This window comes from Bradyrhizobium sp. RT6a (genome assembly GCF_040547675.1).
In the GTDB taxonomy this organism is placed as follows: domain Bacteria; phylum Pseudomonadota; class Alphaproteobacteria; order Rhizobiales; family Xanthobacteraceae; genus Bradyrhizobium.
Map to the genome: position 1 here is coordinate 19,479 of NZ_JBEPQC010000013.1, position 17,761 is coordinate 37,239.

Annotated in this window: 11 protein-coding genes and 3 pseudogenes; 4 read left to right on the plus strand and 10 right to left on the minus strand. The window is 58.4% G+C overall.

Going from position 1 to position 17,761, the window contains the following annotated elements; genetic code table 11:
• Nucleotides 1-12: 12 nt before the first annotated feature.
• From ABIC03_RS37320 to ABIC03_RS37365, 10 genes and pseudogenes are all read right to left on the minus strand, one after another.
• On the minus strand, nt 13-750 hold the full coding sequence (locus ABIC03_RS37320; protein WP_354065678.1) for an outer membrane protein: 738 nt from the start codon (nt 748-750) through the stop codon (nt 13-15).
• A gap of 220 nt (nt 751-970) precedes the next feature.
• The gene (locus tag ABIC03_RS37325; protein ID WP_283018394.1) at nt 971-1,285 is read right to left on the minus strand and encodes a hypothetical protein; all 315 of its coding nucleotides are present in this window, start codon (nt 1,283-1,285) and stop codon (nt 971-973) included.
• A gap of 2,071 nt (nt 1,286-3,356) precedes the next feature.
• A pseudogene (nodC, locus tag ABIC03_RS37330) lies at nt 3,357-4,577 on the minus strand (chitooligosaccharide synthase NodC); the annotation flags it as partial.
• Nucleotides 4,574-4,909: pseudogene (locus ABIC03_RS37335) on the minus strand (chitooligosaccharide deacetylase NodB); the annotation flags it as partial. The pseudogenes nodC (ABIC03_RS37330) and ABIC03_RS37335, both read right to left, overlap by 4 nt.
• A gap of 1,007 nt (nt 4,910-5,916) precedes the next feature.
• Entirely contained in the window at nt 5,917-6,267 is a 351-nt protein-coding gene (locus ABIC03_RS37340; RefSeq protein ID WP_283018397.1) for a hypothetical protein, read from the minus strand.
• A gap of 638 nt (nt 6,268-6,905) precedes the next feature.
• Nucleotides 6,906-7,181 (minus strand): hypothetical protein, encoded by a 276-nt coding sequence (locus tag ABIC03_RS37345; RefSeq protein ID WP_354065681.1) that lies wholly within the window; start codon nt 7,179-7,181, stop codon nt 6,906-6,908.
• A 272-nt stretch (nt 7,182-7,453) separates the two neighbouring features.
• A pseudogene (locus ABIC03_RS37350) lies at nt 7,454-7,707 on the minus strand (histidinol-phosphate aminotransferase); the annotation flags it as partial.
• A gap of 620 nt (nt 7,708-8,327) precedes the next feature.
• Nucleotides 8,328-9,479 (minus strand): branched-chain amino acid ABC transporter substrate-binding protein, encoded by a 1,152-nt coding sequence (locus tag ABIC03_RS37355; protein WP_354065683.1) that lies wholly within the window; start codon nt 9,477-9,479, stop codon nt 8,328-8,330.
• 570 nt (nt 9,480-10,049) lie between these two features.
• Nucleotides 10,050-10,754: a MerR family transcriptional regulator gene (locus ABIC03_RS37360; protein WP_354065685.1), complete on the minus strand. Its 705-nt coding sequence runs from the start codon at nt 10,752-10,754 to the stop codon at nt 10,050-10,052.
• A gap of 2,525 nt (nt 10,755-13,279) precedes the next feature.
• Nucleotides 13,280-14,224: a LysR family transcriptional regulator gene (locus ABIC03_RS37365; RefSeq protein WP_354065687.1), complete on the minus strand. Its 945-nt coding sequence runs from the start codon at nt 14,222-14,224 to the stop codon at nt 13,280-13,282.
• Between the two features lie 447 nt (nt 14,225-14,671).
• On the opposite strand from ABIC03_RS37365, the gene ABIC03_RS37370 reads away from it, so the two are divergent.
• Genes ABIC03_RS37370 through nodC (ABIC03_RS37385) form a run of 4 tightly spaced genes read left to right on the plus strand, consistent with a single transcriptional unit; the run spans nt 14,672 to nt 17,743 of the window.
• Nucleotides 14,672-15,088, plus strand: a complete 417-nt coding sequence (locus tag ABIC03_RS37370; RefSeq protein WP_354065791.1) for a response regulator transcription factor — start codon at nt 14,672-14,674, stop codon at nt 15,086-15,088.
• Nucleotides 15,085-15,717, plus strand: coding sequence for a NodA family N-acyltransferase (locus tag ABIC03_RS37375; protein WP_085399767.1), 633 nt, complete (start codon nt 15,085-15,087; stop codon nt 15,715-15,717). The genes ABIC03_RS37370 and ABIC03_RS37375 overlap by 4 nt, the downstream gene beginning before the upstream one ends.
• Nucleotides 15,714-16,391, plus strand: coding sequence for a chitooligosaccharide deacetylase NodB (gene nodB / locus ABIC03_RS37380; RefSeq protein WP_354065690.1), 678 nt, complete (start codon nt 15,714-15,716; stop codon nt 16,389-16,391). Before ABIC03_RS37375 ends, nodB begins: the two co-directional genes overlap by 4 nt.
• Nucleotides 16,388-17,743 carry a chitooligosaccharide synthase NodC gene (gene nodC, locus ABIC03_RS37385; RefSeq protein ID WP_354065692.1) on the plus strand — a complete coding sequence of 452 codons (1,356 nt, stop codon included), beginning with the start codon at nt 16,388-16,390 and terminating at the stop codon, nt 17,741-17,743. The genes nodB and nodC (ABIC03_RS37385) overlap by 4 nt, the downstream gene beginning before the upstream one ends.
• Nucleotides 17,744-17,761 lie beyond the last annotated feature (18 nt).

Here is a 17,761-nt window from a genome sequence, read left to right on the forward strand (position 1 = left end):
CCGAACGACAGATCAATATTTGAGAAGAACCGGACCGCCGAACTTATAGTTGAGCCGTGCCGTTATAAGATCGAACTCCTGGCGGATGCGATCGGTCCCACCAGCGGATGCGGCGAAGTTCACCGTGCCGGGCAGCATGAATAAGTGATCGTACTCGAGGCCAACCGACCAGTTCGGTGCGAAGCCGTACTCGATTCCGGCTCCCAACGCGCCGCCCCAAAGAACGTGCTCGCTGTTTCCAAGCTGCGCGCCCGTGAGGGTCGAGCTGATGCGATAGGTGTTGCTCGTCACTGCGGCGCCGCCTTTGGCATAAAGCAGTACGTTGTCGAACGAATAGCCGATCTGCCCCGTTACCAGGCCGAACGAATCAATCTTGGTCAGGTTGACATCCGAAAACGCGACGCTGACATTCGAGCCGGTCAAATCAGCCCAGTTCCCCTGGCCTTCAACGCCAAGCACGATCTGGCCCATCTGCCATCGATAGCCGATCTGGCCACCAACGGTCATGCCGGTCGCATCATGACAGCCCTCGGGCGTGCCGCCATTGAAATCCCAGCAATTCGAGCTTGAGCCCAATCCACCGTTCATACCGAGATAGTAGCCGCTCCAGTCGTAGATTGCAGCCGCGACAGGCTGCGGAGCTATGGTGTAGAGAGGCCGGACGGGCTGCGCAGCCAGATCCGCGCCAAATGCGGGCGCCACCGCGTCAAGCGCCACAATGCTCACAGTCGCGAGCAACAAGTTCTTCATTTCTACTCTCATGTCTTGAGTGCCCCCGAGCCTCGTGCGTCTTAACAACGTCTGCGCGAATTGCTGTAACTGCATCGCAACATTCGCGCCGAAAGGAATGTTCGAACCGAACGCTGCGTCAGGTTGCGGCATTGCAGATCATCTCTAACCGCGTCGCAATGCTCGGTCGCCTGCGAACACGGGTAGCTTAGGTGTGTTGACGAAAAGCGGGCTGCTGATCTCAGCGGATCAGGCGCACTGCAAGCCAGATGATACCGAGCCACACCGCAACCGAGAACAGCAAAGCGCTTTGTAACGTCCTTGCTCTTATATTGTGGCGCCATCGAAGGAGCTGCGATGAGCAACCGGTGAAGCGCCGGCCCCGTACAACAGCTATCACTTCATCATAATCTGCGAACCGGAAGTGCGAGCGATGCTTGCGAATATACGCCAGCCGCTCAGCGGGTGAGAGGCACCCTGCCCATACCTCCCATGCCTCATCTTCAAAATACCTGCGATCCTCAAGGAGTTCGGCGAGACGCTCGTCAGGCTTCATGATGCATCCGTTGTACCGACTGTCGCGGATCGAGTTCTACGAAGGAAGCCTCACCTTCGAAACCTCTCAGTTTAGGTAGGCCGGTTGAGCGACTCGAACTCGGCCAGGAAGCATTGGTCATAGTCAACGCAGCGTTGATCATGACGCGAGATGAAATTCTCGTGCGGGGGCTCTGGATCTCTCTTCTCGCCCGGTGCAGATCGCGACGGACATCGAAGCGCTGTAGATGCCGGAGGTGAGTGAAATGTCCTTGTCGACGCTGCGCAATCGTGCTCGCCGTCGCATTCAGCTCAAGCGCTAACTCGCGTGCCAGACATATCTTCTCCGCGGTTCGCACCAGCTCTGATTGGAATTCGGTCCGACAACGGATTCCGCACATTTTAAGATCACACAGATGTACGTTGTCGGGCCGGAGCCGGTTGCGAATCTACCGCCGCCGACCCTATGATCCGTGAAGGGCCGACTCGCAGTCTTCAAGGCTCAGTGTCTCGGGTCAAATCGGCGATCAGACATACGTTACACCGTGCTGTTGGGACGGACTCCACGCGAACACGCGCGTCGCCTCCACGCTGCCTTGCGTATCTGTGCTCGACGAACTGGCAGCGGAGGGGTTCGCCCTACGTGGCGGATCGGCAATTTCCTTGTTTGAGCGAGGCCGAATGCAGCGTTAGGAACCACGACGTGCGGGAACTCGAAGCGGCGGCGGAGCTGAAGTGCCGGAATGAAAGAAAGCACCATAAAGCCTGGCGCGCTCACGTCGTTTGCGGGAACGCCAGCTGCGCACAGCGTAGCCTAATCCAAAGCCGCCGAAGAAGATCATAGTGAGAAAAAGGAGTGCTGTTGTCATCTCGATGTCTGAACCCGAAGGATTGCTTTGATGTGTTACGTCACACTCCCGCCATCAGTGGTTGACTAGTTGGTCGGCGCGAGGCGGCGGTTGCCTCGTTCCTACAACGTGACGCTACGTACGATTCAAGTCCCTTCGGCTACTCCCAGCCAAAATGTATTCTAACGTGAGGTGGCCTGCAGCAGCAGTGTGCGCGAGCCAGGCATAGTCTGCAGATGCGCGGAAGAGCCCACGCCGGGATCGTTGTAGGAAACGACATTCGTGATGTGCTGATACCGTGGTTTGATCAAAGTGGTTCGCTGGTCTCGGCAACATCGTTCCACCCGGCCTGGGGGAACGGAGGAGACGTTCGGCGGCAGCTGAAACGTGGACGAGGCTATCCATCTCGCTGCGCAGTAAGCGTGCTGTTAGGACGCGGGGACTATTTGCGTGGGGGCGGCTCGGTAGGCGGTCGCATTGCAGTGCAAGGCGTACCGCATTCATCCTCTAAGACCCGAGGGCCTGAACTACGGGGGTCTTGCCTTTGAGGATGCCGAAGAAGTGGTCCTGCCACCTGTCCCGTGGCCCGCCTTCTGACGAGACGAATCTATTAGGAAAAGTGGGCTGCCTGTATACACATCGCTCGGCGATCTCGAAAGGACCGCCGGTTATCACAAACTGGGGTGATGTCTTCTTATTACCCATTAGAGTAATTTAACCGACGCGTTACGCAGAATTCCGCCAGGTGCTAGGCGAAACCTCGATTTGATTAGAAGAGGAAGAGTTGAACGTGTGATCAATCAAATCGCCAAGAACGCAGGCGCCATGATTTGGGTCGGACTTGACCTCACGTGTCGTTCCACTAGCTAGAACAAGTTTGGCGATTTGCGTACGATTGGCGATAGTACGGCGATCTGGCGGTAAAGCTGCGACTGCCTCGTCGAAAAGTTTAGCTAGGATGCGGAGGTCTTCTGGATAGAAGAGGTGACCGTGTTTTTGCGCTGGGACTGTTCGCCTGCTGCCGCTCGCCTCGCCTATTGCGCCAAGTTCCAGTTTTGCCGCGACCAGTTCGCTTGTGAGTTCGTCGAGCAGCTTGACCGCTCCGAGCGCGAATATGTCCTGGCAGATCAGTTGAGCCACGACCTCCAATTGGAAAGCGATCCGGTTCTCAAGGTGCTGAATGCGCGACGTGCAAACAATCTCCTTCGGTTTATCGGTTCTGGGGGCCGCGTACAAAAAGTTGCCACGCCTTCCATTTTCGTCGGGCAAATCTGGCAGTCTGCGCGAGAGCCAGTCGCTGTTGCTCAAGGTACAGAGCGCGTAGGCCTTCATTGGAAGCAGGAGGAAGATGTTGATCGGGGTGTGCAGCGCGAATCCGAGAAATCTAAGCTCGCCGGCGCGAAGGGCCGCCACGCTGCATCGAACCATGGTCATCGCGACGATGGTCAGACCGGTCCACAAGGGCACGCTGTCGGTGAGCGCAAGCTGAGCGATCGCGGCAATCGACGAGATGGCGAGCAGCAGCGGCCCGAGGTTCTGTCCGAGCACATCGAGCGTGAGGTACCGATCGAGGCCGGGCAGCAGGTGCAAACCGAGCAGCGTGTCGCGGTAAGTGCTCCGCGCCCAGCGGAGCTGTTGCCGCAGATACGGCAAGAGCTTGTCCGGGACCACCGTGGCGGCGACGGCGTCCGGAACGTACTCGGTCCGAAATCCTGCCTTGAGCATGAGGATCGTTAGATGGCGGTCCTCACCGAAGTCGCTCGGCTTTCCCCTGAAAAACTGCGTCTCGTACTGGTCGAGCAGCAACATCAGCGCGGAACGGCGGTACATGGCACACGGCCCACAGCAGCACATGACCGCACCAAAGCGCGTCTGAGCCGCGCGCTCCTCGTTGCAAGCCAACCAGTATTCCATGTCGATCAATCCGGTCAACCAGCTGTCGTTGCGGTTGCTGGCCGTCAATTGACCCATCGCCGCGCCGACGGCTGGATCCTGCATCTTGCGTACGAGCTTGCTGACAACATCGCTGGCGATTTCCGTGTCGGAATCGACGTTGAGTACGAGATCGCCGGCTGACCGGCGTATCGCGGCAATCTGCGCCTTGCGCTTTCCAACGTCGCTTGGCAGCAGAATGACGCTGACCCTCGGGTCATGTGCGTAGCTTGCGTGCACGGGTGCCACTGCACCGACATTTGCGGAGCCGTCATCGACCACATAGACCTGCAATCGCCCTGGGTAGTCCTGGCTTGCGATGGACTTCAGGCAGGCCGCCAGCGTGCGCGGGTCCTCGTTGAAGCAGGGCACGATGACATCCACGGTGGGCAGACCACCGGTGTTGACCGGGTCGTACGGCGGCAGTGAGGCGTCGGTTCGCAGCGCATAAAGCGCCTGCGCGCTCTTATGGACGCTGGAGAGCAACGCGTAGGAGGCAACAGCAACGGTGCTGATGGTGGCAAGCAAGGTCATGGGCATTGATTCATTCGGTGAGGTTGAGGAAGCGACCGGATTGCAAATCCACGGTCATGCAGTGCTGGAATGAGCTGGGCGAGCGCCATTACGGTCTGGTCGCGCCGACCAGCATGAGGGCGGCGTCCCAACTCGTCGGGAGGGCATCCGTCGTGCAGGAGCACGATTGCCCCCGGTTGGAGCGAGGCCAGCACTGCGGCAACAATCGCCTCGACGCCGGGACGAGCCCAGTCTTGCGGATCGACTGACCAGTGCAGGGCTGCCAGTTCGGCCTTCGCCGATGCGGCGAGGGCCTCCATGGTCCAATTTCCATACGGCGCACGCATGTGCTGTGGCCACGAGCTCGCATCAAAGACACTCCAGTTCCTCGTTGACTCGCAAAGCACTCACGATCGACGGCGACGCCGGACCGGTCCGCGTCAAGTGCGGCCATCCGGCATCGGGCTGCCAGAGCGCTGCACCCAACGGCGCTAGATCGCCCTTGTCGCTGTCGGCTTGCGCTGCGCCGCTCCTGCTAAGGCTTGCTAGAGATCTGAAGGCGAGCTGTCCATGCTGTCGCGTGGCTGGTGTTCGAGCCAGATTAATACATGCAAGAAGCTCACGCGTGCCACGATAGCGAGACCAAGACTTGCCTCGCAAGGGGCGATCATGTGCTGGCGCTTGCTCGTCATCCGCCCATTGCGTCGAAAATCGCGAATACGTCGTCACGCGCCTGACCCCGAACATCCCTGCTATAGCCGGCGGTTAGCTATGTGGATTCGGAGAATATTGGTAAAATCTATTGTTTTGATGGGAGGTATCCATGCTGCGGATGGGCCAAGAGGGATTCATCAACGTCGGGTTGGCGAAGTCGATCAGGCGCATACCGAAGAATGGCTCAACACGCGATCTTCGTTTCGGTGAAGCTCATCGCCAAGCATCGAGGCCATCTCGCGAAAACGCGAACTATGGTGCTTGAACTAAATCAACTCGAGCACTGCTTCCCACGAACAGAGTCGAGCCATCGCCATTCCCCGATGACGACGAGTGGCCAGCCCTGTTGATGATTAAGCCACAGACCTGAGGGGACTTGTATATTGGCTCGACGCAGAGGACGTTAAAGATGGCCAGAGAAGCCCTGCGTCCGGATGCTTGAGACAAACCCGAGCCTGCAGCAATTCGGCAGGCTCCAACCAAGCGTGCCGGCCAAAGCAGACATTATCATCAACTAGCGAGGTCGCTGTCGCTCGATTCCACCAGCTTGAAAGCTCCTCAGGAGCTCAATCGAAGCGCCTTGGCTAACATCAACAATACACAGCCAAGTGTTGCGGCGGGCGGCGAGCGATGGGTGAAGCGGACATCAATGCATCTTGGGATTAGCGCTGCAGATGCCGCCTCGGCTAAGTGAATCCTGAGTGCTGCGCGGTTCGCTGGTCATGAACATTTTCGTTGCAAAATCGAGCGATCTGAATGCTCGGTCGCGGACCGCCTGCGGCAAATCAGGAGTCGCGTCGATCGCAGCGCGCGCGTCGCTCATAATCTTATCTTTTGCGGAAAGAAGCTTTGCATCTAACATTACATGAAGGGTCTCTCGAACGTCAGGTGAGATTGAGCCGTCTCCATCGATCAATTCTCGAAGTTTCCAAAACATACGCTCGACTGCTACCATAGAACCGAGGACTGACATCAGTCTTGGTGACATCATTGCCATCTCCTTCTCCAGCCAGATTCTGGCGACCATCCCAGCGAAATCAGATCTGTTCCTTTTTGACACCGGCGCGCGAGGCGATCCTGAAACAGGCGAGTGACTGGGATACAATTTCTCTGCTAGGCCCAGGGGCATGAGACGCAGGTTGCTAGGGGAGCTCGCAAAGCGTGCGATTTGCGAGCGAGGCATTTATCTTTCCTGTGCTCCAGGCCATAGCCAGGTCGCGTGCGGTGGTTCACGTCCAAGACCGACATGGAGAGGGTCCCGTTTGCCACAATCCGCCAGCGGCATCGGAGTTGGACTTCTCCAGCAGGCGTCCATCCGTTTCCGCTTGTTCACTGGGATCGCTCTGCGAACCAGGCGAAATTGACTAAGTGATCCCGCTACGCAACGGTAGCCATCCGATACCCGCCCACGCATGTTGTGGTTGCATCGGAGCATCGAGACTGAGCCTCCCGATCTGGCGGGAGGGTGTTCGCCGTGCGCCACGTTGACCTTGATCGATCTCTTGACTCTCCATCGACCAACTGGTCGAGCTCAGAAGAGATGCTAACTTAAACGCACATATCATTTCTTATGCCGGAGTCCGTGTCTCGGATTGGTTTCACTTCGTCTGTCTTACTCTCCTCGTCCCTGCACGGCTATGCTGTGCAAACCGTGCATTTCACCCACCACCGGCCACCGCGTTTCTCTGCGCGCAACTTGCCGCGGCGGATCCGAGAGAGCACGGCTTCGGGGCTGATGTGGTTCATCGCCGCGAACCGCTGAACAGTGAGGTAGTCCTCATCGAGAGGTCGCAGGGTGCTAATGCCGTGCTCGGCCAACAGAATGCGCAGCGAGGCCAACTCTGCCAGCACGACATCGAGCTTACGCGCGATCTCTTCGGTCTGAGCGAAGCGCTGCCGGGATCGCGTCACGACAGGCCCGCTCGAGCAATAAGCCGCACCTCGGATTCGTGTAGAATGCGATCGACGAACCGGCGCGCAAAAGCGGAACGAGCGTGAGCCGAGGGTCGAATCCGCGTCGAAGCCGTTCGGACCGCGAAAGCGGCATTAAAGATGCATTGGGCTCCGGTACTCATCGGCTTCGGCGTTGCCATTTGTTGCCTAGTCAAGAGCGCAGTTACTGGAATTGCTGTTGGCTTCACCGTCAGTGCTGTGCCGCTAAGAGCTCGGAGTGAATCGCCGTAGCGATCGGTGGCGATGCCATAGGCAGCTGCGGCCGCTTCTCTCAAGCTGATATTGTCGTCTTCTGGATAAAGGTATTGTAGCTCAAGAGCCGCAATTGCGCTTCGCATCACGATGCCTGGCAAAGGAAATGGGTTCTCATTTGTGTTCAGTGTCCCGCAACCGTCGTCCGGGGTAGGCCGGCCGGACGGCAGAGTCCCAGCTCGCGGGCGACTGGCGAGAGGGAGGAAAGCAGAGTTCGCAGTTTCGCATCCAACTTGATGGTCTCCCCTGGTGTGTCGACGAGAGCGGTTGAGGGCGCTCATCGAGCTTAGGCAATACGCGCGCTATGTTCGGGGCCGGGAAGCGCAAGGCACAACTGAATGCGATTGTTGGGGGCGATAGGTCGGCTTAGATCTAAGCGCCGCAACGGATTAGAGCCCGTTTCAAAATCCGGTGGCGATCAGCACGGATCAGGCGGCGCACGGCATTATCCCAGCGAATACTTGTTTCCACGAGGGGATGGGCGCCACGTCCACTCGGTCGAACAACGCTGCTAACGGTTGCCTTGAACTCGCGCAATCGGCAGACAGACTTCGCGCGACTGACATCTTGCTACATGGTGCGTTCCTTCTGAAGAGGCCCGGCCAGCTCACTCCCGAGAGCGAGACGCGCATCAGTTTGCCTAGCTGGAAGAAGGTGCCGATGTTCGTCTGCCTTACGAGTCTGGACGAGGTGCTCACTGTAGTGGCACCAAGCGAATGGGAACGTACTCTTCGGGCGGCCGTTCGGGCGCGCACGAGAGCTGTGATAGCACTGCCGCGAGGGCGAGAAATGCAGCGACTGCAGCGACTGCCAGGCACGTGAGCAGCGCGTAATCGCTATGTCGAGGATGGTTCATCGTTCGAACGCTCCGTGCGGTGCTGGGACTGGCGATCCGTTCTGCTCGACCGCGTCGACGCTATTGTCGCGCCAGCGGTAAACGATGGAGCCGGGGGCGGCATTGTCTTCCTTGGAGTCCAATCGAACCGTGCCAATGGTCGTTTTGATTGAGCCCGAGCGTAGGGCCGCAGCGACCGGGGTGGGATCGAAGGTGCCGGCCTGTTTGATGGACTCTGCCCATGCTTGCACCGCGGCATAAGCGTAGAGCACGTAACCCGCGGCAGATAGGCTCGAAGTCTTGAGCCTGGCGATGGGGCTGGCTCTGCAGCATTCTTCGTCGGGTCCGGCATAAAGATGAAGAGCGTGCCGTTTGCGGCGCCGCCGGCAATGGCCAAAAACTCGCTTGGCATCAGCTGATCGTTGGCGATCACGGCCAGACGTGGGCCCGCCTCCCCACTTTGACGCACGATTAGGCCGATCTCGTTGTAAATAGCCCGCGAGATAGACGATCTGAATTCCCTCTCTCTTCAGTCTCGAAACCTGAGCGGCGTAATCCTTCTTGCCGGCAGCATAGCTTTGTCGAACAGTGTGTTCGCCAGCTGCCCGAAGCCGTGATTCAACGATATTGGAGATGACCTTGCCTGCTGTACTCTTGTCGTCGAGGACCGCGAGCTTTGCACCTTGGTGGTGCCGCACGATATAATCGGCCGCAACCCCGCCTAGTTGGTCATCGCGGCGGCAAATCCGAAACAGCGTGGTTGCGTCACGCTCTGTCAGAGGGGGATTCGTCGAGCCAGGTGAAATCTGAAGCACCTTGCCTTCGGTATATATATCTGAAGCCGGAATCGACGAAGATGAACAAAATTGCCCAAAGACAAGCTTGATCCCGTCAGTTGCCAAGCGATTGGCAACAGCGACGGCCTGCTTGGGATCCCATGCGTCGTCGGAAATCCTCAACACGAGCTTTGTGTCAGCCAGCAGACGCGATGCATTTATCGAATCCACTGCCGCGGACGCTCCGTCGCGTATCTGCGCGACCAGCGCCGCAGTACTTCCCATCATTGGGCCCGCTACCGCAATGTAAACATCTTTTGCCCAGGCGCTCGAACTTAGGATCGAGGAAAGGAGCGCGGCAGTTGCAAGCCTATGAACGGCAAGAATCGACATGTGGAGCTCCCGATATCGCGCGACTTTTTGATCTGCTTCGCCGTTGGTATGACGCGGCGACTAGCAGCACGGCGCAATGATGTTTGAATCGAACTCAGGTTGGTACGAACGGCTCAAGTCGTTGCTAGGTTCATCCATAAGTATCCGGCGGGCACGGACGAACGGACCTTACGGGACTGGCCAGGAGGGCGTTCTCTAGGCGTCAACAGGACCCATAACGAGGCGCTTGAAAGGCCCGGACGATCATCCAACGACTTGTTTCTCGCCGAGGCCTCTCACAAGGAAATTCCGAAAGCGATGCCGATCATTGGAGTCTCCATCGGTCTAGCCGACGCTCTGTCCGCCCCGCCGCTGAGACGATGCGTTAGATGGTACAATTTGACGTTACGTACGAATGAAGTACTTCGAAGCGTGCTCGTCGAGGTTGATTGCCAAGAGCCACGGAGCCAAAGACCCCAAGGGTCCCGGACAACGCAGATTAAGGCGAAATGCTAGGGGCTAACGATCGTCCTCAGACTCGAAAGGGCACTTAAAGACATTCCGGTAACCGATAGCGTGCGCAACCGGGCGTCAACTCTTTCCGAGCTGGTCCTCTAGCGCGGCGAGGGCGAGATCGAGGTATCGCATGAGGCTCGCATCCCAGCCGGCGAGATTGTGTGGTTCGGTCAATCGCGTCAGCACCTTGAGTACCATTGAGACAGCCGAATCAGCTCCTCCGATCTCAGTCAGCAGCGAACGGGCCTGACGCGCGACCGCTTTTGCTCGTTCACTGCATGGAGGCTCGCCCTGATCCAGGCAGCTTCGTAGCTCGTCGCGAATCTTCCGCCACCGATCTGCGTTAGCGGCGCAGATCGCCGAGGGGGTAGGCTCCTCAATCCGCGACATTGCGTCTAACGTGGCCGGCAGTTGGTCGACACTGACTTGTGTCTCACCTTGCGTCGTCATACTGCGTATTCGGTCCCTTAATAATGTCGCCTCCGCTACTTTAAGTTCGATCCGTTCCAGATGGGTGCGCAACAGGTCCGTGAGAGACGTTCGTCCCTCGATTGCTTTGCGGATCTCAGGAAGTGAGAAGCCGAGACCACGCAGCGCAAGAATCTGATAGACGCGTTGGAGACTTTCACGGTCGTACATGCGGTGACCGCCAACGGTACGTTCCGAGACCGTCAACAACCCGATATGTTCGTAGTGATGCAGAGTGCGTACCGTTACACCGGTCGCCTCTGCAAGTTCTCCAATGCGCCATCGGCGCCGTCGTGGTGTGGCGTTTGTCATGGTCCTCCATTTTCAATGCCTACAACCTGACGCCACGTAAGAATCAAGTTAATTCAATGATCTAGATGATGCGTCTCTTGCTGCGAACCGCAGAAGGACTGAGAGCACGCTGTTGATCAAGCCGCCGAGACAAGTGCAAGCATCAAGTTCGCCAGCGACCCCAATTCATCCCTCGCTGCGCGCTGCAGAACAAGTTTTGCGATCGCCGAGCGGTTCTCGCTGGTTCGCATGCATGTCGGTAAACATGTGATTGCTTGATCAAAAAGGTGTCCCAACATCGCGAGATCCTCCGGATCGTAGACTCCACTCGACTTGTCCAAGAGTAGGCTCCTTTCATTGTCGCACTCGCGCCGCACGTGGCGAAGCCGTTTGGCCGTGGTGGGGCGAAAACGACCGAGCGGCGACGTGCGCGAAAGAATGTGTCCGCGTGATGCCGTTGTGCAACATGGCGTACGCTTCCTTTTGTCCGAGGCGTCGCTAGCTGAAACTATGTAATTTCACCTGGATGCTGCCGCAGCGGTGGCCATCTGCTGTCTGATCGGCGCGAGAAGCGACCGCTGTGTGCATGCAGCTCCGCTTGATCTTTATATGCTGCTTCAGGAAACGGCGGACCCAGACACAGTCCTGATCAGATGGGCCTCTTTCGATCGCAATCCTTCCTGTGATGTCCCTCGTTGAGCCTGGCGCTGATTGGTAAATCATCGCAAATCAGTTCTACCGCCACGTCGTGGCGCGCCGCCGGCTCGGCGCCTATGGTAGTCCAGTTGAGATGGCATTGTGGGCGCGAAGGCGTTGCTCGCGCATGGCTACATCTGTTTTTGGAATGCCACAAGATGATGGCTGCTTTCTAATGGCGCAAGTCCGCGGCCGCAAAGCGTCGGGAGAATGAGAAGGCGGGCTTCAAAAAGCATTCCCGGCATGCATCTCAACGCAAGCGCATTTGGCGCGACTGGCGAATCGCTGCTCGCGATTGAGGACCGACTTTCGAAGGAGCGCTCCGGCATCCGCTGAACGTGGAGGCGCTCAGAACAGGTCGACGGGGCCTCGCCACCACGCGGTCACGCGCGGGCAAACGCCGACGTGCACAGCAATAACTCGCATATCCAGACCTGTGCGGGATCAGTGTCGCGCAGCGCAGTACATCGGACGGCCTCGCCAGATGCAATGCACTAGAAGTGCAAGGATCCGTAGCGGCATAGTCCTTGCGCAAAGCTTGGCGAGCCTTGCTGACAGCCGCGCCATACGGGGTCCGCAATAGCAAAGGAGGATGATGCTATAGCTTGGAGGAGGATCTTAATGCGCATCTTAAGACCAGTGCTCAACCCAAACTACCCCTCGAATCGGGGGGGTCTAGCCAATTAGCCGCAAGTATCCTTCGAACATAGGCTCGAAGTTCTCCTGTCGTGGTATTGGCTTGCTCGTCCGGCAGTATACTCACTCAATTCCATCCTCGGGCAGTGTCGCTTTGGCGTGCGCGCGCTGGACATAGATGCTTCGGGTAAGATAGGCAAATCATGTTACCGCGCCGAAGGTCTAGCAGTGAGCGGCAGCAACTCGAGACTGACGCGGTGGCGTCGCGCGTCACGCCGCGGCACCTTCGAAAGAACACGACTGTCGCGAGGTCCGAAAGGAGGCCCCCCACGCATGATCCGATTTGGGCTTGGGTGAACATGTCTGCCGAAAGGATCAAGAGCTGCAGGTGGCGCAGGGCTTGGCGAATTGGAACGGTGGGCCCTTCTGTTCCGTGCGCGGACATTGGTACAGTTGCCGTCCTGTCATTATAAACACTCATCACCGAAGCACGCGCGCAGCGCGACAATGCCGCGAGCTCATGGCCTGGATCGAGGTTGAGCCCGCGGCCAGCGACTTTGCGGTTGCGCCCGATCATCCCGGTCTCACTTGCCGGTCGGCTCTCCCCTGTTTAGGTCAGCTCGCGTTGGGCTTCGCGGGCGCGACCGTGGCGGGCGTTGACGTTCGGCAGAACAAGCTGTTCCGACGCAAACAAGCGGGAATCGCCCCTGTAGGTCGCCCGCCACATAGACGTTAGCTACTGGCGTGCTTCGGCATGACTTCGATCGCAGGGGCGGTTTACGGCAAGGAGAATGCCACCGTCAGGCGAAGAGCGGTGCGGGTGCGCTACCAGCGTCCACCTTGCAGCCTCGATCGCAGGTGCTGGTCTACAACCTGACGCGGCGTGCGATTTAAGGAAGATTAGTGCTAAGGCGGGATATTGTTCACCCGACTCGCCGGATCATTTCGCGAGCTCTGTGCTCGGCTCAAATGGACCGGCGCGATGCAGCCGGCCCGGATCAGCGCAAATTTATTACGGAGCGCCGCCGACGGCCTGTATGAGGCGCAAGATCGTCATGGCAGCGCGAGATCAATAGCGCCAACGACCCGATCAAACCGCGCTCAAGCGCGCCGATTTCGACCCTTGCCCAACGTCAGTCAGAGGACCGAAGCTTCGAGCCTGGCGTAGATCTGGCTAATTTAACCAGAGCAGGTCGCAACCGGACCGAAAAATCCTACAACGGGCTTTGAAATTGGCTGGTCTCGGGCGGAGAGACCATCGTGGATGCCTCTTGGAAGAATATGTTGCGCATCCAAATGCTTGCGGGATCAGTATTATGAATGGCGGGCCATTGGACGGCCTCGGTGAATGTCAGAAGTCGCAACGGAGGTTCGACAACCCGCAGGGGCATCGTATTTGCGAAATGGCTGACGAGTCTTGAGGGCATGCTCGCGATACGGTTGGTGCCCAATAACATAGGCGGAATCATACCAAAACCCTGCACCGCGACCTCGGTACGTATTTTGAAACCATGCTCGAGCAAGAGCCATTCGCGGAAAGAGGGCCTCAAGAAACGTCCAAATTGAGCTTCCACGTGCCCGATTGACATGTAGTTCTCGAACGTGAGTCGCGATGCTAGCTGCTTGTTGGAGGGGCAGCCCACGCAAACGAAAGTGTCCTCGAACAGTGCCGCCTTTGGATGCGCACTCGACATGAACATCTCCGGATACATCAGAAAATCAACTTCACCGCGCCGGAGAAGCTCATCGGGTTCCTCTGAAGGTGGCAGCAATTCGAAGCGGATTCTAGGAGCCTCCCGCGCGACGCGGTCCACGATTCTTCGAAAAAATACGACAGTCATGAAGTCGGACAGGATGATCCTGAATCGCCGATTTGATTGGGACGGATTGAAGTCGTCCGGAGAAATGATGGAGAGCTGAATGTGAGCGAGAGCCTCGCGAATCGGGGCTGCCAGCGCTTCAGCCCGCGGCGTTGGAACCAGTTTTCGGCCCCTCATCGTGAATAGCTCATCTCGAAAGTAGGTGCGTAGCCGCGCGACGGCGGCACTCATGGCGGGTTGACTGAGGTTGATGCTTCTTGCCGCCGTGGTGAGGTTGCCTTGTGTCACCAGGGCGTCGAACGCGACGAGGAGATTCAGATCGAGGCCCTTGAAACGCATAATCGTGAGTGATCCACGGTGTGAATGTGTTCTATCGACACAATCGATTTTACCATTTGTACCGAATGAGGATAGCAAACGATCGTATAGCGAGCAGTCAGATCGATCATGATGGTTACAAATTGTCGCGCGTCTCAGCCCAGCGCAAGGGATCGATCAAGACGTCTGGACCGTGCGGTCGCAGGTTCGCGCATGTTGCGCAAGCCATATCTCGCCGAGTTGGGACGGTGCGGATCCGCAAACTTGCGTGGGCGTATACGACGCGCAAACCATCGTTTGGCTTTGCCAACCCATTCTATATCCGCCGTGTACCGCCGTAGAATTGAGCGAAGGCTCAACTTGGCCGTAGATTTCCATCCAGTCGGACCCTCCCGGTTGCGAGTGCCGAATGTGTTGTGGTCGCAGTCGACTGGATCGCGTCCCTGCTGGAGTGAAATCGTGCGGAACATGCAAGCGAAGCCGTCCTTTGCAAATCTGATGCGAGTTGCGCACACGCTCGACGTCGTCTGCATTGTGAATACAGATCGGTCAGTGCGTGAAGCTCTCACGGATGTGGTGTTTTCCGCGGGCTACGTGGCCGAAGCCTTTGAGAGCGCCGACGGGTTCTTGAAATCGGGCCGCCGTTCGATCACGTCGTGCGTGATCGCGGACATGCAGTCGAGCGTGATGAGTGGTCTTGAGCTTTTCCATCATCTGGTTGCATCCGGAGGCGCGATTCCCACCGTTCTGCTCACAGACCACTCCGGAGGCCACGTGAGTCCAGTCCTGCAAGATGGACTCCAGTTTCTGAGCAAGCCTTTCGAACGTGGCGAACTGCTGGCCTGCGTCAGGAGCCAGATAACGAATAGGAATTACACTCCATGAACATGATCGCGCCCGGGTCCACACGAGGTGTTTCGGCGCGCCCTCCAGTTCGTTGGAGGCTGTGCTGGGAGAATGAGCTTCAAATTGCTGACCATATTGAATTGTCCGACTTCTTCCGCAAGACCTATGGTCCGACCGGGGAATTCAATGCAAAGCCCTTTGAAGGTCATCGAAGCTGGGCCGGCGCAAGGCCTGAGATTCGGGCGATTGGCTACGATGATCGTGGCGTCGCGATTCACATCGGCGCACTGCGCCGCTTCATAAAAGTTGGTGAGGTCGATCTGCTCGTGGCTGAGCTCGGATTGTACGGGGTGCGCCCGGATCTCGAGGGGCTCGGAATCAGCCACTCCATCCGCGTGATGTATCCCGTATTGCGAGATCTTGGCGTGCCGTTTGGCTTTGGCACGGTCCGATCTGCCCTGCAGAAACATATTACCAGACTGCTCGGACGACAGGGCTTGGCGACTGTTCTACCAGGGCTCCGCGTTCGGTCTGCTCGTCCGGATATCTATCTCACTGTGCCTCCGACGCGCGTGGAGGACGTGGTCGGCCTCGTTCTGCCGATTGCCAGGCCAATGAGCGAATGGCCGGCCGGTGAGATGATTGAACGGAACGGGCCAGAGCTGTGACGTCAACAAACGACGTGACTGAAGCGCGGAGCCACTACGCCGAGGCCGGCGGAGAGCACTGCGTCTATCTGACCTTTGATGATGGTCCAAACCCGCATTGCACGCCGGCGATCCTGGACGTGCTGGCGCAGCATCGGGCCCCCGCCACCTTCTGCGTGATCGGTGCATATGCAGCGGGCCAGCCGGAGCTGATCCAGCGCATCATTGCTGAAGGGCACGAAATCGCAAACCACACAATGACGCACCCGGAATTGTCCAAATGCATGTCGGATGAGGTGGAATACGAGATCCTCACGACGAACAAGGTCATCGGAATGGCCTCCCCGCGAGCCTCTGTGCGGCACATGCGTGCGCCGTACGGAATATGGACCAAGGAGGCCCTCGCCGCATCGGCGAAGGCCGAACTGGCAGCCCTGCACTGGTCAGTCGATCCGCAAGACTGGGCTCGTCCCGGCGTCGAGGCGATTGTTGCCGCAGTGCTGGCCTCGCTCCAACCGGGGGCAATCGTGCTCCTGCACGACGGATGCCCTCCCGACGAGTTGGGACGCCGCCCTCATGCTGGTCGGCGCGACCAGACCGTAATGGCGCTCGCCCAGCTCATTCCAGCACTGCATGACCGTGGATTTGCAATCCGGTCGCTTCCTCAACCTCACCGAATGAATCAATGCCCATGACCTTGCTTGCCACCATCAGCACCGTTGCTGTTGCCTCCTACGCGTTGCTCTCCAGCGTCCACAAGAGCGCGCAGGCGCTTTATGCGCTGCGAACCGACGCCTCACTGCCGCCGTACGACCCGGTCGACACCGATGCTCTGCCCAGCGTGGATGTCATCGTGCCCTGCTTCAACGAGGACCCGCGCACGCTGGCGGCCTGCCTGAAGTCTATTGCAAGCCAGGACTACCCAGGGCGATTGCAGGTCTATGTGGTCGATGACGGCTCCGCAAATCTCGGTGCAGCGGCACCCGTGCACGCAAGCTACGCACATGACCCGAGGGTCAGCGTCATTCTACTGCCAAGCAACGTTGGAAAGCGCAAGGCGCAGATCGCCGCGATACGCCGGTCATTCGGCGATCTCGTGCTCAACGTCGATTCCGACACGGAAATCGCCAGCGATGTTGTCAGCAAGCTCGTACGCAAGATGCAGGATCCAGCCGTCGGCGCGGCGATGGGTCAATTGACGGCCAGCAACCGCCACGACAGCTGGCTGACTGGATTGATCGACATGGAGTACTGGTTGGCTTGCAACGAGGAGCGCGCGGCGCAGACGCGCTTTGGTGCGGTCATGTGCTGCTGTGGGCCGTGTGCCATGTACCGCCGTTCCGCGCTCATGTTGCTGCTCGATCAGTACGAGACGCAGTTTTTCCGAGGAAAGCCGAGCGACTTTGGTGAGGACCGCCATCTGACGATCCTCATGCTCAAGGCTGGATTTCGAACCGAGTACGTTCCGGACGCTATCGCCGCCACGGTGGTCCCGGACAAGCTCTTGCCGTATCTGCGGCAACAGCTCCGCTGGGCGCGGAGCACTTACCGCGACACGCTACTCGGCTTGCACCTGCTGCCCGGCCTCGATCGGTACCTCACGCTCGATGTGCTCGGACAGAACCTCGGGCCGCTGCTGCTCGCCATCTCGTCGATTGCCGCGATCGCTCAGCTCGCGCTCACGGACAGCGTGCCCTGGTGGACCGCTCTGACCATCGTCGCGATGACCATGGTTCGATGCAGTGTGGCGGCCCTTCGCGCCGGCGAGCTTCGATTTCTCGGATTCGCGCTGCACACCCCGATCAACATCTTCCTCCTGCTCCCAATGAAGGCCTACGCGCTCTGCACCTTGAGCAACAGCGACTGGCTCTCGCGCAAAGTAGCGAAATCAGACGTTGATGAATCGAAGGCCTCGATCGAAGAGACGACAACTGGACCAAGCTTTAACCCAGGATCGGGAACGCCTGGCTCAATGCGCAGCGCAGGTCGTTGGCGCGCGTCCCAGCGGCTGATCGCGTCGGATGACGTTGCGGCCGAGACTGAATAAGCAGTTTTGTAGGGGAAT

What these genes read in the sequence shown, in the direction of transcription:
- ABIC03_RS37325 (WP_283018394.1), bottom strand. Translation starts at nt 1,285, where the DNA reads ATGAAGCCTGACGAGCGTCTCGCCGAACTCCTTGAGGATCGCAGGTAT.
- ABIC03_RS37340 (WP_283018397.1), bottom strand. Translation starts at nt 6,267, where the DNA reads ATGGCAATGATGTCACCAAGACTGATGTCAGTCCTCGGTTCTATGGTA.
- ABIC03_RS37375 (WP_085399767.1), top strand. Translation starts at nt 15,085, where the DNA reads ATGAACATGATCGCGCCCGGGTCCACACGAGGTGTTTCGGCGCGCCCT.
- ABIC03_RS37320 (WP_354065678.1), bottom strand. Translation starts at nt 750, where the DNA reads ATGAAGAACTTGTTGCTCGCGACTGTGAGCATTGTGGCGCTTGACGCG.
- ABIC03_RS37370 (WP_354065791.1), top strand. Translation starts at nt 14,672, where the DNA reads ATGCAAGCGAAGCCGTCCTTTGCAAATCTGATGCGAGTTGCGCACACG.
- ABIC03_RS37365 (WP_354065687.1), bottom strand. Translation starts at nt 14,224, where the DNA reads ATGCGTTTCAAGGGCCTCGATCTGAATCTCCTCGTCGCGTTCGACGCC.
- ABIC03_RS37355 (WP_354065683.1), bottom strand. Translation starts at nt 9,479, where the DNA reads ATGTCGATTCTTGCCGTTCATAGGCTTGCAACTGCCGCGCTCCTTTCC.
- nodC (WP_354065692.1), top strand. Translation starts at nt 16,388, where the DNA reads ATGACCTTGCTTGCCACCATCAGCACCGTTGCTGTTGCCTCCTACGCG.
- ABIC03_RS37360 (WP_354065685.1), bottom strand. Translation starts at nt 10,754, where the DNA reads ATGACAAACGCCACACCACGACGGCGCCGATGGCGCATTGGAGAACTT.